The organism is Petrotoga olearia DSM 13574 (assembly GCF_002895525.1).
Lineage (GTDB): Bacteria > Thermotogota > Thermotogae > Petrotogales > Petrotogaceae > Petrotoga > Petrotoga olearia.
Genome location: NZ_AZRL01000016.1, coordinates 60,877 through 79,584, shown reverse-complemented (window position 1 = coordinate 79,584; position 18,708 = coordinate 60,877). Strand labels below are relative to the sequence as shown.

The following is an 18,708-nucleotide window of genomic DNA, read 5'->3' as shown; positions in this document are numbered from 1 at the left end:
CATATGCTTTCTCTTTTTAATTTTATCATATTTTTGAAATTTATTACGTTAATAATTTTAATCAATTAATACTTTTTTATACACACGTAAAAAGTTTTCTCCCAATATCTTCTTTATATCTTCTTCGCTATATCCCCTTTGCAGTAATTTCTCAACAAGTAATACTATGTTTGAATGGTTATTTAAAACTTGAAAAGATGGAGATGGATTTAGTTCGTTAACAAACTGGGGATTGAATTTTTTAAGATGCTCACAGAAATCAAATCCCAAACCTACATACTCAATACCCACTAAATTTACAATGTGATCTATATGTTTAACTAAATCGTCAACGTTGGCTTTTTCTGGATTCTTGGCAACGATTTTGTTAAAGGCATTTATTCCTATTACCCCGTCGGTATCTGCTATCTCCTTTATTTGTGGATCAGAGAGATTTCTTTCTAAGTTTACTATCTTTCTACAATTAGAATGGGAAGCTATTATAGGTCCCTTAGTAATCTCAATAACTTGCCAAAATCCTTTGTCGTTTAAATGGCTAACATCTATTATCATTCCTAAGCTTTGAGCCCTTTTAACTAGATCTATTCCAAAATCAGATAAACCATTCGAATTTTTCTTAGGGTCCGGCGGTAAAAACTTACTTCCATCACCTGCGTAATTCCGTCTGCTCCAAGTTAATCCTACAAATCTCACACCTAAACGGTAAAAGATATCGAGTAGGTCTAAATCGTTGTATAAGGGCTCAACACCTTCAAAAGATAAAAATATTCCGATTTTATCATTTTCCTTTGCTTTGATTATATCTTCGTATGATTTACATAACATTAAATAATCGCTTGATTCTTCTAATTCCTGGTAAAGTGAGCTGATTTGGTCTAAAGCCTCTCTTAATGAGATTTCAGGGGTTAAAAAACTTTCGATGAATAAAGAGGAAACTATGGCATTTAGTCCTCCTTTGCGAAAATTGTCAAGATGATCGTTTTCTATCACTTTATGGAATCCAAACTTCCTTTGATTTGATACATCCATAAGTAAATCGAAGTGTGCATCGATTACAAAGCTTTCTTCTAGGATTTTATAAGCTTGTTCTTTGAAATTAGTCAAAGTATTTCCTCCTCAATTTTTTTATTTTACTTTCTTTGGAAACTATAAACCTTCTTTAAACCTTACTTTTAGAATTCAAAAATTTTTATATAACTTACATACAATCTGCTTTAGCTCCCATTCGCCCAAACGTTAAGGGGTAAACCCCTTAAGATCCCCAAGTTCAAAATCAATGTTTATTTTAAAAAACTTTTTTGCACAAATCAGCAAAAGGGCTCCGCCCTGTGACCCTCTTAAAATCAAAATCTTATTTATAAAAACTGTTTAACAGCCCTTAGCCCCCGCTTCCAGTCCATAAGGAAAAGGGAGCTTTACCACCTCATCAAGCAACTTACCCATAAGGAAGAGGAAAGTTGAGCCTTCCCTTTGTACCCATCCAGAGAAGCAGCGATGGACTTTACCTCGCAAACCGTCTGGAAGGTTATCGGGTTTTTTAATTATACTATTGTTTTAATAATTTTTTCAAATTCTTTAAAAAATGGAGATAAATCCATTTAATCACAAATAATTACCTCTAAATGGATGTAGTTGCCTCTAAACGGATTTTGTTTATTTTAATTGTATTGTTATAATATGTCTAGACATGTACGTACATAAGGAGTGAAGAAATATGAATAACAAACCAAAATACGAAAAAATTAAGGAGTTTTTGATAGCAAATATAGAAAATGGAACGTATCAACCTGATGAACAGATACCGTCAGAAAAGGCTATGGCCAAGGAATTTAAAGTAAGTAGAGAAACCGTTAGAAAAGCACTCGATAAATTGGTTTTTGAAGGTTACCTTTATCGAATTCAAGGCTTGGGAACGTTTGTCTCCCCTATAAAAGAGTCATCTTCAAGTTCTATGCAGGAAAGAAACAATATAGGTGTTGTTCTCCCTATTTCACATGAATATTTGTCTTTTGAGATATTGGCTGGGATAGAGAAAGCTTATCACAACACAGGATACGAACCTTTCGTTCAGTTCATAGACTCTAATTCCGCTATAACGAAATTAAAAATGAAATATATTCTCTCTTCTAATCCAAAAGGATATATAATCCTTCCCACAAAAGAATTAGTAGAAGATGAAATTTTCAAAAGATTATTAAAGAAAGATGTTCCTATGGTTTTTGTCGATAAAACGGTTAACGATATTAGAAAACCACTCGTTCAGTCTGATAATTACTTTGGTGCATATAAATTGACCAAAGAGCTTATTCAAAATTCAACAGTTAAATCTATAATGTTTTTCACTGAAGAAGATTTTTCTATTAGTTCCGTGAAAGAAAGATATAACGGGATGTTTGACGCTTGTAAAGAGCATAATATTCCTGTTTATAGCGAGATAGTTGGAAAAAATGAGATGGACAAAGCTATAGACAAATGTTTGAAGTACCATGTGGATACTATATTTTGTTGTAACGATATCGTAGCCGTAAGTACTTTGACGGCGTTGCAAGTAAGAGGTCTTTCAGTACCAGAAAAAATGAAATTATACGGATTTGATGATAGACCAATAGCCCAAAGTATCTTTCCAAATCTCACAACAGTAAGGCAACCTTTACGAAATATCGGTGAGGTAGCAGCAAAATATTTAGTTTCAATTATTCAGGGTGAAAATAATAGCGAGGATTTCAAAATTACTTTGCCCGTTGAAGTTGTATGGCGTGATTCAACAGGGCAAAAAATCAAGTGAGGAGGAATCAAGATGAGTAGGAAGATTTTAGTAAGTTTTGTGTTATTTGTTATTATTTTTTCAAGTATGGCTTTAGCAGTGGAAAAAGTCGTTTTAACTGGAACATTTGCTGCTCCTGCGGATAGGTGGCATGAGTTGATTTCAGTAGCTTTAGAAGAGTTGAACAAAAGACATCCGGATATGGAGATCACCATGGAGTACGAAGTTCTTCCATACGATGATACAAGGTCTAAGCTTATCACTTTAACTGCTGGAAAAACTCCGAGAGATTTAGTTTCAGTCGATCAAATATGGTTGGGAGAGTTTGCACAATCAGGTTTCCTAAAAGATATTACGGAAGAAGTTAACTCTTGGGGAAGGATTGATGAATTTTATCCTGCAAATGTAGACGGTTCAAAGTTTGATGACAAGTTTTACAGTATCTGGACCTGGACAGACGCACGAGTAACTTGGTATTGGAAAGATTTGTTAGAAGAAGCAGGCGTAGATCCCGAAATGCTGAAAACTTGGGATGGATACATTGAGGCTTATAAGAAATTAGCTCCTGTTACTATGAAAAAGGGCATATTACCGATGCATTTGGTTGCTGCTAGTCATTCACCTGATATGTGGTTCCCATATCTATGGATGAATGGTGGAGAAATTCTCGAACAGAAAGATGGAGAGTATTATCCAGCTTTTTATAGCGAGACAGGGGTAAAAGCACTAACTTTCCTGAGGGATCAGGTAAAGGCGGGTATAAGGCCACAAGTTCAGCATCAATGGGGCCAAGAATTTGCTGATAAGAGATTTGCCGTAATGATCGAAGGAAGTTGGTTGTTAGGGAAGTTTCCTGAAGGTTTTGATTTCAATCAAATCGGTATGATACCAGGATTTCCAGTTCCAGAAGACGGTATGAAAAGTTCGACGATGATGGGTGGTTGGCTGTTAGCTATCCCTTCAACATCTCCACATCCCGAGTTAGCATGGGAGTTGATGACTATAATGCTTGATCCAGAAGTTTTAACCCCTGTCTTGGCTAAATATGTTTACTTGCCTACTCAAAAAACCATAGCCGAACAAGATCCCTACAAATCGACTCTTGAAAATGAGATACCTTTCTTCGAGGATCTTATGAAAGCAGTGGCGATTGGGAAAGGAAGGCCAAATATTCCTGAATATCCTCAAATAGCTGAGTCACTGCGAATAGCAATAGAAGAGGTCTATTATGGCGTAAAAACTCCAGAGGATGCCCTGAAAAATGCTTCAAAGAATGTTGAAGAAATTTTGATCTTCTAAGGAATTTCTGAAAAGTAAAAATTTTAACACAGCAGTCCTCCTTGTTTAAAGGAGGCTGCTTTTAGTAAAGAATATATGGAGGTGGTGAACCGATGCAAAGGAAAAAGTGGATACCTTTTTTATTGTTACTCCCTGCTTTGTCCATAATGTTCTTTTTAATGATTTTTCCTGTATTTTGGAATTTCAGCATTTCATTGCATGATGTCAAAACTACTAATATAAATAATGTGTGGCCTTTTGTTGGTTTCCAAAATTGGGTAAAAATTTTTCAAGATGAATATTTCCTACAATCTTTGAAAGTTACACTCTTTTTTGTATTAGGATCAGTATTTTTTCAAATTTTTATAGGCTTTTTAATAGCCAGGATTTTAATTGAAAGAGTTTGGGGGACTAAATTTTTTAGAGTTCTTTTTATACTTCCATGGCTTTTATCCGCTACTATTGTTGGATTTTCCTGGCAGTGGATGTACAACGACTATTTTGGATTGATAAATGGTTTGCTTATAAGATTAGGAATGCAGCCTGTAAATTGGATATCAGATCCAAATATGGCCTTGATATCCTTATTGATAGCTAATATATGGTTTGGCACACCGTTTTCTATACTTTTTCAAGAATCCTCGTTGTTGACAATCGATAGAAGTTTGTATGAGGCTGCTAAAATTGATGGTGCTAACCCACTTCAAAGTTTTTTCAATATAACGTTGCCTTTGTTGGCGCCTTTTTTGGGGATAAATTTAATCCTCACTTCTATGTGGAGTATAAACCTTTTCGATCTTCAGTTGGTATTGACAGGAGGAGGTCCTTTAATGTCCACTACAACGGCATCCTTGTATATGTATAAACAAGGTTTTGATCAAGGTAAACTATCAATTGGTGCAACAATTGGATTAGTTCTACTTATTATAAATTTAATAGTTTCTTTCCTTTATCTACGAGCATTGAGGGGTGAGGAGGCATGACCAAAAAGAATAAAACAATCAGAGCTATACTATTTATCATTCTTGTTATTTTCACTATTTATACAATAATGCCTATATTTTGGGTTTTTGTTACTTCGCTGAAAACACCAGAGGAGGCAAGAGCATTTCCTCCTAGTTTAATTCCTAAAGAAGTGACCTTTCAAAATTATCAAATTCTTTTTCAAGATGAACAAATGATGAGAAGTTTTCTGAATAGTATTATAGTAGCTGTTCCAGCGACCTTACTATGTGTTATAATTTCTGCGTTAGCAGCGTTTTCCTTTTCAAGGTACCACTTCAGAGGCAAAAAGCAGCTTTTAGTTGCCGTGATGGGAGTTTTTATGATTCCTATTACGATGAACACAATCCCGCTCTATTTGATATTTCAGAGGATGGGTTTATTAGACACATATGCGGGAGTAATCCTTGCTTATCAGGTTTTAATAATACCATTGAATATTTTTATTCTCAAAAATCATTTTGATACCATCCCTATTTCTTTAGAAGAGGCGGCAGCGCTTGACGGTGCCTCAACCATGCAAAGATTTACTAAAGTTATAATGCCGTTATCTTGGCCTGGTTTAAGTATATCTTTCATATTCACCTTCAGATTTGCATGGAATGAATTCGTTTTACCTATGATTTTGATAAGTTCTCCCAGTAAGACTGTTTTTCAAGTTGCAATGTACAGATTCTTGGGACTTTATAGTATAGATTGGGGTTTACTTAGTGCCGCTATAGTAATTGGTATGATCCCAATTTTGATCATAATAATATTCTTTCAGAGACAACTCTTACAAGGAATACAGGCTGGTTCAATTAAAGGATAATTGGAGGCGAAGAGATGTACTACATCATTTCACACACTCATTGGGATAGAGAATGGTTCGCTCCCACTGACGTAACAAAAAAAATGTTACCAAGTTTATTTCAAAAACTCTTCGAGTTAATTGATAACAATCCAGAATACAAATTTGTTTTAGATGGGCAAATGTTGCTAGTGAAAGATTATCTAAACAATTTTCAAGGAGAAGAAAGAAAAAAAGCAGAAGACGAATTGAAAAAATACTCTAAAAACATAGCTTTTGGGCCATACTACGGACAAATTGATTGGAGAATCTCTGAAGAAAGCTCAATTAGAAATATTATATTGGGTAATCAGGAGGCTAAAAAGTTTGGAAATATTATGAAGATAGGTTGGTTATTGGATAATTTTGGCTTTTTGTCTCAGGTTGCACAAATTAATTCTAAATGTGAAATAAAAGGTTGTTTCCTCTGGAGAGGTTTAAAAATGAAATTACCGAAAATCGGGTTTACTTGGAGCAGTCCCGATGGTAGTGAAATCCAGGGTATATTTTTACTTGATAGTTATAGAAATATCATGAGGCTAAAAGATTATCCAGAAGTTATGGAAAAAAGATTGGAGTTAGAAATTAACAAGCTAAAAAAATATTCAAAAACTAATTACCTTCCTTTACTAAACGGATACGACCTGGACCCTGTGCCAGAAGACCCCAGTAATGGTGAATTAAAAACAGTTTTTCCAGATGAGTTTATAAAAGAGTATTTTAACCAAGAAGACCCATCTTTAATGGGAGAATACGCTGGCGAACTCATGGATGGAAGCATTGTTTCAGTATTTCCAGGTAGTTTATCAACAAGGCAGTATTTAAAAATTATGAATTGGCATTCTGAATATATGCTCTCTAAAGTATTAGAGCCGTTAATTGCTATCGTAGATAATTCTGAATGCGATAAAGAGATACAAAAGGCTTGGGAATATTTAGTAATGAACTTAGTCCACGACAGCATAGGTGGAGTAGGAGTAGATCAGATTCATGAAGACATGGAAGAAAGATATAATAAAGTTAAAGACATTTTTGAATCAACTTTAAATAACGTTTTGGATAAGGTAGGCCAGGTTTTACCTTTAGGTTATGCATGCCTAAACTTGAACCCTCAGGAATTGCCCGTATTATTCGAAAATAAAGAAAACCTTTATAGATTTTCAGCACCTGCAGGAAGTATATCAAAAGTTAATTTAATAAAGTATAAAGTGAATTCTTTAGAAAAACCTATAAATAGTTTTCATTGGGAGAACGAACATTTCAAAGCCATCGTTGAAAATGGGAAACTTAGAATTAAAAAGGAAAATAATGATTATTTAATCAGACCTGTTTTGGTAGAAGACAAGGGTGATGAATATTCTTCTGCATTTGATAAAGAGTTGAACTTAATTTTCTTAGGAATGAGATTGAAAGCACAGTCAGATAATTATTCTAAAATAGTTCTTGATTTTACCAGCGATGAAGTCGACTTCACCCTTTATTTGACATTTTCAGAATTGCCCTATATCAACATGGAAATTGAAACTATGGGAAAAGGATCAGATTATGGATTACTTTTATCCTTAATCGGAGGTGGAGATATAACCAGCGGTGCTCCTTTTGATTCTGTAAAAAGACCATACGAAATAAAATATGAGGAACCAAAAGAAGAAATGAAAAAGTTTTTAGTCGCTGCAAGAGAAATCACTTTTAATAATGTGTTTCCTATGAAGGATTACGTTGGATTAGAAAAGGATGACTATTTTGCAGCCTTTATGGTCAAAGGAATTTATAGTTATACCACACATTCTACTAACTCCTTAGAAAAAGCTGTTTCTTTAATTTTATTAAGATCTGTAAGCTGGCTTTCTCGCGAAAATGTAAAAGGAAGAATTGGAGACGTCGGACCCGTAATGTACACTCCCGGAGCTGAAGTAAAAAGAAGAATGAAAATTGAAACAGCCTTTTGCCTTTCAAAAAAAGATAATTTTTTGAAATACAAAAGTTCCTTTATCAATCCTCCTTTATTGTTTTATAAGGACCGTAATAATTCAGACTCAGAAAACCAGCCTGCCGTGGTACATAAATTCTATTCTTCAGTGGACGAAAACATAGAATTTGTGAATATGAAACCTTCAATAGACAAGGAAGGGATAACTTTACGATTTTTTAATCCTACTCACGAGAAAAAAGAGATAAAATTGCCTCAAAAAGCTATAAAAACCGATTTGTTAGAGAACGAATTAGAAGAATTCGATGGAACAATCAAGCCAAAAGAGATATTAACATTAAAAATACCTAAGCTATCTTTTAATACTTTTTCTGATGATCAAGGCTCAAAAGTTAACATCGTATATCCTAAATTTACGTGGGATATCTCTGAAGATCTTTCAAAACCGGATATAAATATAATAAATAACATGGAAAGAGAAGCCAAAGATCTTAAAGAACATATAAAAGATTTAGAAAAGAAAATAAAAGAAACTCAAGGTATTAACAGATACGAATTGCTTTTTGAAACGTATAAATTAATGAGAAAGGCTTTAGAATTAGAGTTATCCTCGTTATATAACAGAACTAAGATTGAACATGTGGATTCTTCTAAAATAGAACATATAATTGTAGAGCTGAACGATGTAAGAATAAAAAGAAGGGGCATAGAGTTTTTACTGGCTACTCTCATGTAGTTTCACATCCATACACATTATACAGTGGGGGACATCATTATGAAAAAAATATTTGGTTTAGTGCAATTAAGCTCAAAATTGAACGATAAAGAAACAAACCTTAAAAAGCTAGATTCATTGATTTCAAAAGAAGTAAAAAAAGCGGATTTATACATCCTACCAGAGTTTTTTAACATAGGATACGATCTTGAAAGTATTAACAATTACGCTGAAAATCTCTCGGAAATTATACCCGATGGAGAATCCACTCAAGAAGTTATAAGGATTGCAAAGAAATACAACGTCTCTATTGTTGCAAACATTTTAGAAAAAGACCCCTTAATAATTGGTAAATATTACGATACCTCGATTTTAATAGATGATTCCGGTAAATTGCTTGGTAAGTATAGAAAAATATTTGTTTTTCCAAAAGAAAAGTTTAGACTTTCCGAAGGAACGTCTATAGAGATAATAGATTGGAAAGGTATAAAAATAGGCTTGTCAATTTGTTATGATCATGCTTTTCCTGAATTGTATAGAATAATGGCCCTTAGAGGGGCACAAATACTAATAATTACATCTGCCGTTCCAAAAGGTTTTGAAAAATTAGTAGAGGTAAGAACATCCGCCAGGGCACAAGATAATCAACTTTTTGCAATCGGTGTAAACGCCGTTGGTAAACCCTCTGATGATTCGATTCCTTTTTGTGGAAATTCCATAGCTGTAGATCCACATGGAGATATCCTCATTAAATTGGGGGATGAAGAAGACGTAATTGCAAATGTAAGTATAGATACCGAAAAAATACTTAAAGAAAGGCTTTTGGAGCCTTCACTTCGAGAATTAAAGATGTTGAAGATCTACGATGGCATAGATTTCAAAATCGATTAAACAAAAACCCTCCAACAAGCGTATATGATTTGGGAGGGTTTTTGAATTTATTAATTTAATATTGAAGATCAAATTTAGGATCGACGGATTTGACGTTTAACTCGCGGGAAGTTTTGACTTCTTTTTTCAACAACTCTTTCCAGGTATCTAAAAGCTCTTGTAGTAAAGATCTTACTTCTTTTAAGATTTCAATATCCTTTTTGGTATTTGATTCTAACAATCTTTGATACATGTAATTATAAAGTGCTCTGAGATTTTTAGCTACCTCTCCACCTTTTTCAAGATTCAACGAAACGTTAAGTTCTGTGACTATGTCTTCAACCCTTATAATCTGTTTGTTAGCCTCGGAAAGATTTTTATTCTCAATAGACTTTATTGCTTTATTTATCCTTTCGATTGAATTTTGATACAAAAGTTCGACTAATTTGGCGGGACTAGCTGTTTTTATACTGTTTTCAAAATAGTAGTTAGCGTTTTGATTGTTATTGTACATTCAAATTACACCCCTTTTCTTTCAAGAGCTTTTTGAGCATTCTTCAAAATCGTTTCAAAGGTTGACAAAACTTCGTTGAAATCGAATTCTATAATGTCTGAGAGCTCTAAATAATCTTGATTACCTTGGGATTTAATTATGTCTTGGACGACATTTTGTACGTCGTTTAAATCTCCAGGATTGTAAAAATCTTCATCACTGAAAGCTCGGGCCTGTTCTATGACGTCTAATAGTGCTTGCAAACCTTCTGCAATACTGTTAAGCATGGTATGACCTTCATTTGTATTCAACAAAACTTCTTTTGAAACTCTTTCTAAATTTTCCCTAACCTTACTAATATACTCAAGTGATTGAGAGATAAGATCAAACAAAACTTCTTTTTTTGAAGTAAATTCTAGTTCTACCTCTTCTCCACCTTCAAAAAAAGAATCTTTTATTTCATCGTAATAACCTAGAGGGATCTCTTTTTCGTTGATCTTTATTTTAGTTAAAACACCTTGTGTTTTGGTAATATAATCTTGCACCATCTCTTCAAAAGTATTGTACTTATCTGCTGGAATATCTAAATTGTCAGTTTTAATACCACTTATTTTTAACTTTATATTCTCATCATCAAACATTATAACCACTCCTTTTTATTATGACATACTGACTGTAGAAACTCTGAAATTTATTTTAAAACTTACTTCTAGAATTCAGAAATTTTTAAAATACCTCAATCATTTTTAGCTCCCCTTTGCCCAGCAGCCCACCCGGATGGGTTGGGAGGGCTCCGCCCTATGACCCTTTTAAAATCAAAATCTTATTTTAAAATTATTTAATTTCTAAAACTTGTGCTGGCTCCCCTTTGCCCAGCAACCCGCCCGGATGGGTTGGGAGGGCTCCGCCCTGTGACCCTTTTAAAATCAAAATCTTATTTTTTAAAACATTTTTATTTCTAAGGTAACTAATTCACACACCTAAAGTATAATCGTCTAAAAAAGTTAATTCTTTAGAATAAAAGTATTATATTATATATTATATTATAATGTTATAATAAAAGAGTAAATTAGAAGCAAACAATTTTTTCGTGTTAGGGGGATTCGATATGGTGAATGTAAAAAGTAGAAGAGAAGAAATAAGCAACAGTTTGGAAGAAAGTTCGATGTTGATTCTTTACTCAGGAAAGAGTCCGGTAAAAAGCGCAGACGAAACCTATAGCTTTTCCCCGAATCGAAACTTCTATTATTTTACTGATTTAGATATAGAAAACGCTTATTTAATAATTTGTAAAACCGAATCAAAAACTGTTGAAAAACTATTCATAGAAAGGAACGATCCAAAGTTAGCTAGATGGGTTGGTGAAAAACCCAGTAAAGAACATTGTTCTAAGCTTAGTAAAATTCAAGAAGAAGATATATTTTTTTCGGATGAATTAAATGGATATATTGGAGACACTCTATCAAGGTCTAATATTAAAAATGTATATTTGTATCTAAAATCTCCTCATTGGGAGAATATGACAAAAGAAAAGCTAATTGCTCAAAAAATACAAAGATTATTTCCATATGTTAGTATAAACGATGTTTCAACAAAAATAGCTGAGTTGAGGACTATTAAAGATGAAGAGGAAATCAATAATATCAAGAAAGCTATCGAAATTACAAAAGAAGGGATTATGAACATAATAAGAAATTCAAAGCCCGGAATGTACGAATATGAACTGGAGGCATATTTTGATTTTTCTTTAAGAAGAAATGGAGTAAAAGATTTCGCTTTTAAACCAATAGTAGCCTCGGGACCAAATTCTACGATTTTACATTACTCAGCAAACAACCGAAAAACACAAGAAGGAGATTTAGTATTGTTGGACTTGGGGGCACAATATTATTATTATAGTGGGGATATATCCAGAACTTTCCCTATAAGCAGAAAGTTTTCTCCAAGACAAGCGGAAATTTACCAAATTGTTTTAAACACTCAAAAAGAAGTGGAGTCGCAAACCAAGCCAGGGTTAACCCTTTTTGAATTGAATGAAATTGCAAAGAAATCATTAGCAGAAAGTTGTAAAAAAATAGGATTGATTAAAACCGATGAAGAACTTTCAAAATATTACTTTCATTCTGTGAGTCACTTTTTAGGCTTGGATACTCACGATGTAGGAGATAGGAATATCCCTTTAAAACCAGGAATGGTTATTACCAACGAACCAGGTTTGTACATAGAGGAAGAGGGTATTGGCGTGCGTATAGAAGACGATCTTCTTATAACTGAAAATGGGTGCGAAAATTTAGCTCGAGAAATCCCTAAAGAAATAGAAGAAATTGAACGTATTTGGAGTGTATCTTAATGATAATTTTGGGTATAGATCCCGGTTATGGAAGAATAGGATATGGTATCCTTGAAAAAAAAGGTAACATTTTCAACTTTATTGATTATGGTGTAATATATACCAGCAAGGAAGATGAACTTCCAAAAAGGTTGCTGAGCATAGACGAACAACTTAGAAATCTAATACAAACCTATAAACCTGATGAATCTGCTGTAGAAAAATTGTACTTTTTTAAAAACGTTGCAACCGCTATACAGGTTGGAGAGGCTAGAGGGGTTATTCTACTTTGTTTGGAAAAGCAAAATATACCCATTTATGAATATACACCTTTTCAGATAAAACAGGCTGTTACAGGATATGGAAGAGCTGAGAAAGGGCAGATACAGAGAACTTTAAAATTAATATTGAAGTTGGAAAAGACACCCACTCCAGATGATGCAGCAGACGCATTAGCCACAGCTTTTTGCCATGGAAATTTTAGGAGGAGTTTTAAAAATGCAAGATATTAAAGATTTCTTGATGGAAAATGTGGGATTTATCCCTTTTGAATTAAATGGGAAAATCATCGTGAAAGACGAAGAGGTAGAAATCAATTTACCGAAGATAAGTGAAGACATTGATGAAGCTTCATTAAATCTTTTTTTTACTAGACTTTTAAAAAAGGACGTCAAAATCACTTTCACAAACGATGAAGGTCCTGAATTTATAGTAACTAATTGGCAACAATTGACAATGAATCATCGTTTAAAAGATTATCTAAGACTTATAAAACCAGAGTATTCCCAAGAAAACAAAATTGTATTCAAAACTTACTCACCGATAATAAAAAATAGATTAATAAAGGAAAAAGAAGAATTAGATAATATTTTATTTAAATATCTTGGGAAAGAAATCCCTTATGAAATCATTATAGATGAAAGTTTAAAACCCACTTTTCTTGATGAAGGTTATGAAACCCATTATTCCCAAGATAGTAATTTATCTTCTGATTCTGATATTACAAAAAAATTACCTGATACAGAAAGAGAGGTAATTATTGGAAGGGATTTTAAAAAGGTACCAATACCGTTATCGCTACTTCCTTCAAATGAAGGAAGCAGCGTTGTAGTAAACGGAAAAATATTTTACAAAGAGTACAATGACAAAGGGCCGGTATCGACTCTTTTCATTACGGATAAAAAAAGTTCCGCTGTTGTCAAAACCTTTTCTGAGACTGCTAATATTTTAAACAAAGAATTAGACGAGGGAGACAATATATTAATTGAAGGAAGTATTTTTTACGATTCTTTTAGTCACGAATTTGCAATTAGACCTACTAATATTGTTAAGTTAAAAGAAGAAACCTTTGAAAGAAAAGATAATTACCCAACAAAAAGGGTGGAGCTTCATTTACACACAAAACTAAGTGCTATGGAAGGGCTTCTCGAAGTGGGAGAAGTAGTGAAGGCCATAAAAAATTGGGGGCATAAAGCGGTAGCTATAACTGATTCTGGGGTTGTTCAGAGTATTCCAGAATTCTATGAAAAAGCTGTAGCTGAAGGTATAAAACCTATTTTCGGAATGCAAGCTTATGTCGTTGATGAATTTGTCAACATTATAAGTTTGCTGGGAGAAGATAAAAAAATAAGTGAAACTGAGTTTGTCGTTTTTGACTTGGAAACCACAGGATTAGAGCCAGCCATGCACGAGATTATTGAGATAGGTGCTGTAAAAATAAAGAATATGAAAATAGTGTCTAATTTTCATAGTTTAGTCAAGCCCAGAAAACCTGTCTCAAACTTTACAACTAATTTTACAGGTATAACGAATCAGATGTTGGAAGTTGAAAGACCTATAGAGGAAGTCCTTCCTCAATTTTTGAGTTTCATCGAAGGTACGGTGTTAGTTGCCCACAACGCAGATTTTGATTACCGTTTTTTACGAGAATGGGTTAGAAAAGTCTATAAGGAACACTTTGAACAGACTTATATTGATACTTTAGCTCTTTCAAAATCTTTGTTAACGTTGAAGGGGTATGGGCTTGATAAGGTAGTTGAGGAGTTAAAGCTTGGAAGTTTTGAACACCATAGGGCTCATGAAGATGCCAATATTACCGCCTTAGTGTTTTTGAAACTTATAGAATTGGCAAAACCGAAAAATGTGGAAATGTTGTCAGATCTTGAAAAACTACAAAAATTTATAGATTTTAGAAGAATCAGACCAAATAAGATGACTATTTTAGTAAAAAACAAAACAGGCCTCAAGAATCTTTATAAACTGGTTTCAAATTCCCACGTAAAATATTTTTACAGAGTACCTAGAATTTTAAAAAGCGAATTATCTCATATGAGAGAAGGCTTGCTGATAGGTAGTGGAGCAGAAGAAGGCGAAATCTTTCAGGCCTATCTCAGGGGGGGATCTCACGATGAAATTATCGAAATCGCCAAATTCTACGACTATCTCGAATTAACACCGTTGGATGCATTATCAGACAGACCTATTTCAGAAGAGCAGTTAAAAAAGATTTATAAGGATATATATAACCTTGGTAACGAATTAAATATGCCTGTTGTTATGGTTTCAAACGCTCATTATTTGGATAAAGAAGATCAGATTTTTTACAACGCCTTAAAAGTTGCAGAAAAGAGAAAGGCTTCCTCTGCACATAGATATTTGCGCACTACTGATGAGATGGTAGAAGAAGCTCAACGAATTTTTGGAGATAAAGAAATAGCAGAGAAAATTGTCATAACCAATACTAACGAGATTGCAGATCAGATAGAAATAATAAAGCCGCTTAGTAACAAACTGCATCCTCCAAAGATAGAGAACGCTGAAGTAGAAATTGAAGAACTTGCAAAGGCAAAAGCCTATGAAATATATGGCAATCCTTTACCAGAAATCGTTGAAAGCCGTTTGAACAGAGAACTAGAATCCATCATAAAACATGGGTATGCGGTACTGTATCTAATTGCTCAAAAAATAGTGAAAAAATCCTTAGAGGATGGATATTTGGTTGGTTCCAGAGGTTCTGTTGGTTCTTCTTTAGTTGCTACGATGTTGGGAATAACGGAGATAAACCCTTTACCTCCTCATTATATATGTCCAAATTGTAAAAACGTAGAATTTTTTGATAATGAGGAAATAAGTTCTGGTTATGATCTTCCTGATAAAAAATGTGAAAAATGTGGAACTAAAATGAAAAAAGATGGTCAAGATATACCATTTGAAACATTCATGGGGTTTGAAGGTGATAAAATACCTGATATAGATTTGAATTTTTCTGGAGATTATCAAAACATGGCGCATAAATACATAGAAAAAATGTTCGGAGAAGACCATGTTTTTCGGGCAGGTACTATATCAACAATTGCAGACAGAACGGCCTTTGGTTTCGCTAAAAAATATTGCGAAGAGCAAGGGATTGTGAAGAATAGCGAGATAACGCGAATAGTTAAGGCGATAACAGGGGTAAAACGAACGACAGGACAACATCCTGGTGGACTGATGATAGTTCCAAAAGAAGATGAAGTTTACGATTATACACCAATTCAGTTCCCTGCCAATGACACTAAATCAAGTGTTCAAACCACTCATTTTGATTACCACGTTATACATAACGATCTTGTAAAATTAGATGCACTTGGTCACGATGATCCCACATTCATTAAAATGATGTCTGATTTAACTGGAGTAGACCCATTAGCGATCCCAATGGACGATAAAAAGACTTTGAGCTTGTTCTCCTCTACAAAAGCGTTGAAAATAGACTTAAAAAATGAATTGGGTACAACCGTTGGAACGTTAGGGGTCCCAGAATTTGGCACTACCTTTGTCAGAATGATGTTGGAAGACACAAGGCCAAAGAGTTTTTCTGAATTAGTAAGAATATCTGGTTTATCCCATGGCACAGATGTATGGGCTGGAATAGCTAAAAACTGGATCGATAGGAAGATTGCAACTTTAGATGAGGTAATTTCCTGTAGAGACGATATAATGAATTATTTATTATCCAAAGGCGCTCCACCTAAAAGTGCTTTTTCAATAATGGAAAAGGTAAGAAAAGGTAAAGGTATCAACGAAGAAGACATTGAACTAATGAGAGATCTAAAAGTGCCCGAGTGGTTTATCATTTCTTGTCAAAAAATTAAATATCTCTTTCCAAAAGCTCATGCGGCTGCTTACGTTAGTATGGCTTTTAGAATCGCATGGTTTAAAGTCCATTATCCGTTAGCCTTTTATTGTACTTATTTTTCTGTCAAAGGCGATGAATTCAACTTAAAGGTTATTTTTTCCGGACGAGAAGCTATTAAGAAAAGGATATTTGAACTGCGTAATATGGATCTGGATGTTCGTAAAAAAAATGAAATGGTTGTATTAGAGTTGGCATTGGAAATGATGCTAAGAGGTTTCAACTTTACCATGGTTGATTTGTACAAATCTGATTCGAAAAAATTTTTGATAGATGGAAATTCACTTATTGTGCCTTTTATCAAAATACCGAATCTTGGTGAAAAAGCTGCAGAAAATATTCTTAAATCAAGAGAAAATGGTTTTAGATCAATAGAAGATTTTGCTGCAAAGAGCGGGTGTAACAAAACGAACGTGGAAACTTTAAGAGAATTAGGCGTGTTGAAAGGCTTACCGGAAACAAATCAAATGTCACTTTTTAAAGGATGAAATAAATGGAAGGATGGTTAACTTTTGTTCAATTAAAAAATATTACCAAATTACTTGACGCATTCTGCGGTTCCGTTGAGCCCTCTTTCAGAAATGCTTACTTTTATTTTGACAGAGCCCTTAAAATTTATGCAACAGATGGTTGTGCCAAACTGTATCTGAACGTTACCAAAGAATTTCTTCCGTTTGATGGGGTCGCTTCCGTTCCAATTCAATACTTAAAGGGAATTATAAGGGATAAAAAATTAAAAGATGATTCTTTGGTTAAAATAACGGTAGAAGATAGTCTCATATCGTTTGAAATTCAAGGAATCACATTGAATAGTAAAATAGAAAAAATAGATTCCAAACAAATCGAAACAAGTAGAGAATTTACCTTATTAATCAAGAAAGAGATAGGGTCTTTTCTAAATAAACTTGATTTTGTTTCTGCTTCTGCCAACGAAGGGGATATCATCGACTTTTTTACATTCAATGATAATTTAATTTTTGGATATTTGAGTAATTATTATAAACTGAACAGTATTTTCGGAAATATCAGGGAGGAGTTTCATAGGGAAATTCCTTTTATTTCAGCCAGACATATAGTTAAGTCTTTAAAACTCTTGAAAAAAAGTAGTATCCTTGAACTTGGTATAGACAAAAAAGATATAGTACTAAGAATCCCCGGAATATTCATTAAAATATGTTCATCGACGCCTTCTTACAATAAAAATTTGTTGATAACCAAAAAGAGTTTTGTTGAAGAAAAAGCAATCAACACAAGGGAATTAAAAAAAGTTTTATCAAAACTATATGTAACCTTTTCTGAAAGTAATATCGCCTACTTACTTTTAAATAAAGGAAACAGTTACATATACAAAGAAAACAACAATTCAAAAATATCTTTTAAATTGCCTTATTCTTTCGAAAATCAATATTTAATTACAATACACACTAGAAAAATTCGCTCAATTTTATCGAGAATGTCAGAAAATATAATAGTTTACCTGTCACCTAATGAATTGGTATTAGAAGAGAAGAAAAACGAAAAAAGATCTAGTTTTTTAGTTCAAGAGTTCAAAAAGTTAACTTGACCTAATTATCTCATCGAGAAGAAGCGTTAACAGGAATTTAGAAAAACATCTTTATCTTGAAAAGAAATAAAGATATAATTTGATTTGTAATAGTGACAATTTTGGTTATATTTAATTTAGCCGGGGAGTGATTTAATGAAAGGTTTTTTAAATTTTTTTCGGGATTTTGGGAGAATATTCAAAGCTTTGTCAAAAGATTTAGATATGTACATTGAGAAGGATCCGGTTGCCAAAAACAAGTGGAAAGTTTTTTTCACCTCGGTTTCTCTTCACGGTTTGATTGCTTATCGTTTTGCTAACTTTTTTTATAGGTACAAAATATACCCTATTGCTTACATGATATATGTGTTCAGTAAAATATTTCATTCTATGGATATACACCCTGCTGCTTATATTGAACCAGGAGTAGTTATTGACCACGGTTTTGGTGTTGTTATTGGAGAAACGGCGAGTGTAGGTAGCGGGACGTTGATCTACCATGGGGTTACTCTGGGAGCTAAAAATGTTACAACAGGGAAAAGGCACCCTATAGTTGGTAAAAATGTGATGATTGGCGCTGGAGCTAAGGTTCTTGGACACATATACATAGGAGATGAATCGGTCATTGGTGCTAATTCCGTTGTTTTAATGGACGTACCACCTAAATCCTTGGCAGTTGGTGTACCAGCAAAAATCAAAAAAACCAACTGTCCGTCTTCTAATTACTATGACTTAAACAATACAATAAACTCGGATTTTGTGATTTAGATAATTCAATTTA

14 protein-coding genes are annotated in these 18,708 nt (G+C 33.6%); 11 read left to right on the top strand and 3 right to left on the bottom strand.

Going from position 1 to position 18,708, the window contains the following annotated elements; genetic code table 11:
- Positions 1–57 precede the first annotated feature (57 nt).
- Positions 58–1,104, bottom strand: a complete 1,047-nt coding sequence (locus X929_RS05865) for a dipeptidase (protein ID WP_103067105.1) — start codon at positions 1,102–1,104, stop codon at positions 58–60.
- Positions 1,105–1,714: 610 nt separating this feature from the next.
- Between X929_RS05865 and X929_RS05860 the strand changes: the two genes are divergently transcribed.
- The 6 genes from X929_RS05860 to X929_RS05835 all read left to right on the top strand — a co-directional run bounded on the left by X929_RS05860 (position 1,715) and on the right by X929_RS05835 (position 9,409).
- On the top strand, positions 1,715–2,785 hold the full coding sequence (locus X929_RS05860; RefSeq protein WP_103067104.1) for a GntR family transcriptional regulator: 1,071 nt from the start codon (positions 1,715–1,717) through the stop codon (positions 2,783–2,785).
- A gap of 12 nt (positions 2,786–2,797) precedes the next feature.
- A complete protein-coding gene (locus tag X929_RS05855; protein ID WP_103067103.1) occupies positions 2,798–4,063 on the top strand; it encodes an ABC transporter substrate-binding protein in 1,266 nt (421 codons plus the stop codon).
- A gap of 92 nt (positions 4,064–4,155) precedes the next feature.
- A complete protein-coding gene (locus X929_RS05850; RefSeq protein WP_103067102.1) occupies positions 4,156–5,025 on the top strand; it encodes a carbohydrate ABC transporter permease in 870 nt (289 codons plus the stop codon).
- The gene (locus X929_RS05845; RefSeq protein ID WP_103067101.1) at positions 5,022–5,855 is read left to right on the top strand and encodes a carbohydrate ABC transporter permease; all 834 of its coding nucleotides are present in this window, start codon (positions 5,022–5,024) and stop codon (positions 5,853–5,855) included. The genes X929_RS05850 and X929_RS05845 overlap by 4 nt, the downstream gene beginning before the upstream one ends.
- 14 nt (positions 5,856–5,869) lie before the next feature.
- Positions 5,870–8,539, top strand: a complete 2,670-nt coding sequence (locus X929_RS05840) for a glycoside hydrolase family 38 N-terminal domain-containing protein (RefSeq protein ID WP_103067100.1) — start codon at positions 5,870–5,872, stop codon at positions 8,537–8,539.
- Between the two features lie 39 nt (positions 8,540–8,578).
- Positions 8,579–9,409: a carbon-nitrogen hydrolase family protein gene (locus X929_RS05835; RefSeq protein WP_103067099.1), complete on the top strand. Its 831-nt coding sequence runs from the start codon at positions 8,579–8,581 to the stop codon at positions 9,407–9,409.
- Between the two features lie 55 nt (positions 9,410–9,464).
- On the opposite strand, the gene fliS is transcribed toward X929_RS05835, so the two are convergent.
- The gene (gene fliS / locus X929_RS05830) at positions 9,465–9,902 is read right to left on the bottom strand and encodes a flagellar export chaperone FliS (RefSeq protein ID WP_103067098.1); all 438 of its coding nucleotides are present in this window, start codon (positions 9,900–9,902) and stop codon (positions 9,465–9,467) included.
- A gap of 5 nt (positions 9,903–9,907) precedes the next feature.
- Positions 9,908–10,522 carry a hypothetical protein gene (locus tag X929_RS05825; RefSeq protein WP_103067097.1) on the bottom strand — a complete coding sequence of 205 codons (615 nt, stop codon included), beginning with the start codon at positions 10,520–10,522 and terminating at the stop codon, positions 9,908–9,910.
- Between the two features lie 467 nt (positions 10,523–10,989).
- On the opposite strand from X929_RS05825, the gene X929_RS05820 reads away from it, so the two are divergent.
- From X929_RS05820 to epsC, 5 genes are all read left to right on the top strand, one after another.
- Entirely contained in the window at positions 10,990–12,231 is a 1,242-nt protein-coding gene (locus X929_RS05820; RefSeq protein ID WP_103067096.1) for an aminopeptidase P family protein, read from the top strand.
- Positions 12,231–12,722, top strand: coding sequence for a crossover junction endodeoxyribonuclease RuvC (gene ruvC, locus X929_RS05815; protein WP_103067095.1), 492 nt, complete (start codon positions 12,231–12,233; stop codon positions 12,720–12,722). The genes X929_RS05820 and ruvC overlap by 1 nt, the downstream gene beginning before the upstream one ends.
- Positions 12,709–16,872, top strand: coding sequence for a PolC-type DNA polymerase III (locus X929_RS05810; RefSeq protein ID WP_103067094.1), 4,164 nt, complete (start codon positions 12,709–12,711; stop codon positions 16,870–16,872). The genes ruvC and X929_RS05810 overlap by 14 nt, the downstream gene beginning before the upstream one ends.
- Positions 16,873–16,877: 5 nt before the next feature.
- Positions 16,878–17,948, top strand: coding sequence for a hypothetical protein (locus tag X929_RS05805; protein ID WP_103067093.1), 1,071 nt, complete (start codon positions 16,878–16,880; stop codon positions 17,946–17,948).
- A 135-nt stretch (positions 17,949–18,083) separates the two neighbouring features.
- Positions 18,084–18,695 (top strand): serine O-acetyltransferase EpsC, encoded by a 612-nt coding sequence (epsC, locus tag X929_RS09865; RefSeq protein WP_103067092.1) that lies wholly within the window; start codon positions 18,084–18,086, stop codon positions 18,693–18,695.
- The last annotated feature ends 13 nt before the right edge of the window (positions 18,696–18,708 follow it).

Bases quoted from the DNA above. Each gene is read 5' to 3' on its own strand.
- ruvC (WP_103067095.1), top strand. From the start codon at position 12,231: ATGATAATTTTGGGTATAGATCCCGGTTATGGAAGAATAGGATATGGT.
- X929_RS05835 (WP_103067099.1), top strand. From the start codon at position 8,579: ATGAAAAAAATATTTGGTTTAGTGCAATTAAGCTCAAAATTGAACGAT.
- X929_RS05845 (WP_103067101.1), top strand. From the start codon at position 5,022: ATGACCAAAAAGAATAAAACAATCAGAGCTATACTATTTATCATTCTT.
- fliS (WP_103067098.1), bottom strand. From the start codon at position 9,902: ATGTACAATAACAATCAAAACGCTAACTACTATTTTGAAAACAGTATA.
- X929_RS05810 (WP_103067094.1), top strand. From the start codon at position 12,709: ATGCAAGATATTAAAGATTTCTTGATGGAAAATGTGGGATTTATCCCT.
- X929_RS05820 (WP_103067096.1), top strand. From the start codon at position 10,990: ATGGTGAATGTAAAAAGTAGAAGAGAAGAAATAAGCAACAGTTTGGAA.
- X929_RS05860 (WP_103067104.1), top strand. From the start codon at position 1,715: ATGAATAACAAACCAAAATACGAAAAAATTAAGGAGTTTTTGATAGCA.
- epsC (WP_103067092.1), top strand. From the start codon at position 18,084: ATGAAAGGTTTTTTAAATTTTTTTCGGGATTTTGGGAGAATATTCAAA.
- X929_RS05840 (WP_103067100.1), top strand. From the start codon at position 5,870: ATGTACTACATCATTTCACACACTCATTGGGATAGAGAATGGTTCGCT.
- X929_RS05850 (WP_103067102.1), top strand. From the start codon at position 4,156: ATGCAAAGGAAAAAGTGGATACCTTTTTTATTGTTACTCCCTGCTTTG.
- X929_RS05825 (WP_103067097.1), bottom strand. From the start codon at position 10,522: ATGTTTGATGATGAGAATATAAAGTTAAAAATAAGTGGTATTAAAACT.
- X929_RS05855 (WP_103067103.1), top strand. From the start codon at position 2,798: ATGAGTAGGAAGATTTTAGTAAGTTTTGTGTTATTTGTTATTATTTTT.
- X929_RS05805 (WP_103067093.1), top strand. From the start codon at position 16,878: ATGGAAGGATGGTTAACTTTTGTTCAATTAAAAAATATTACCAAATTA.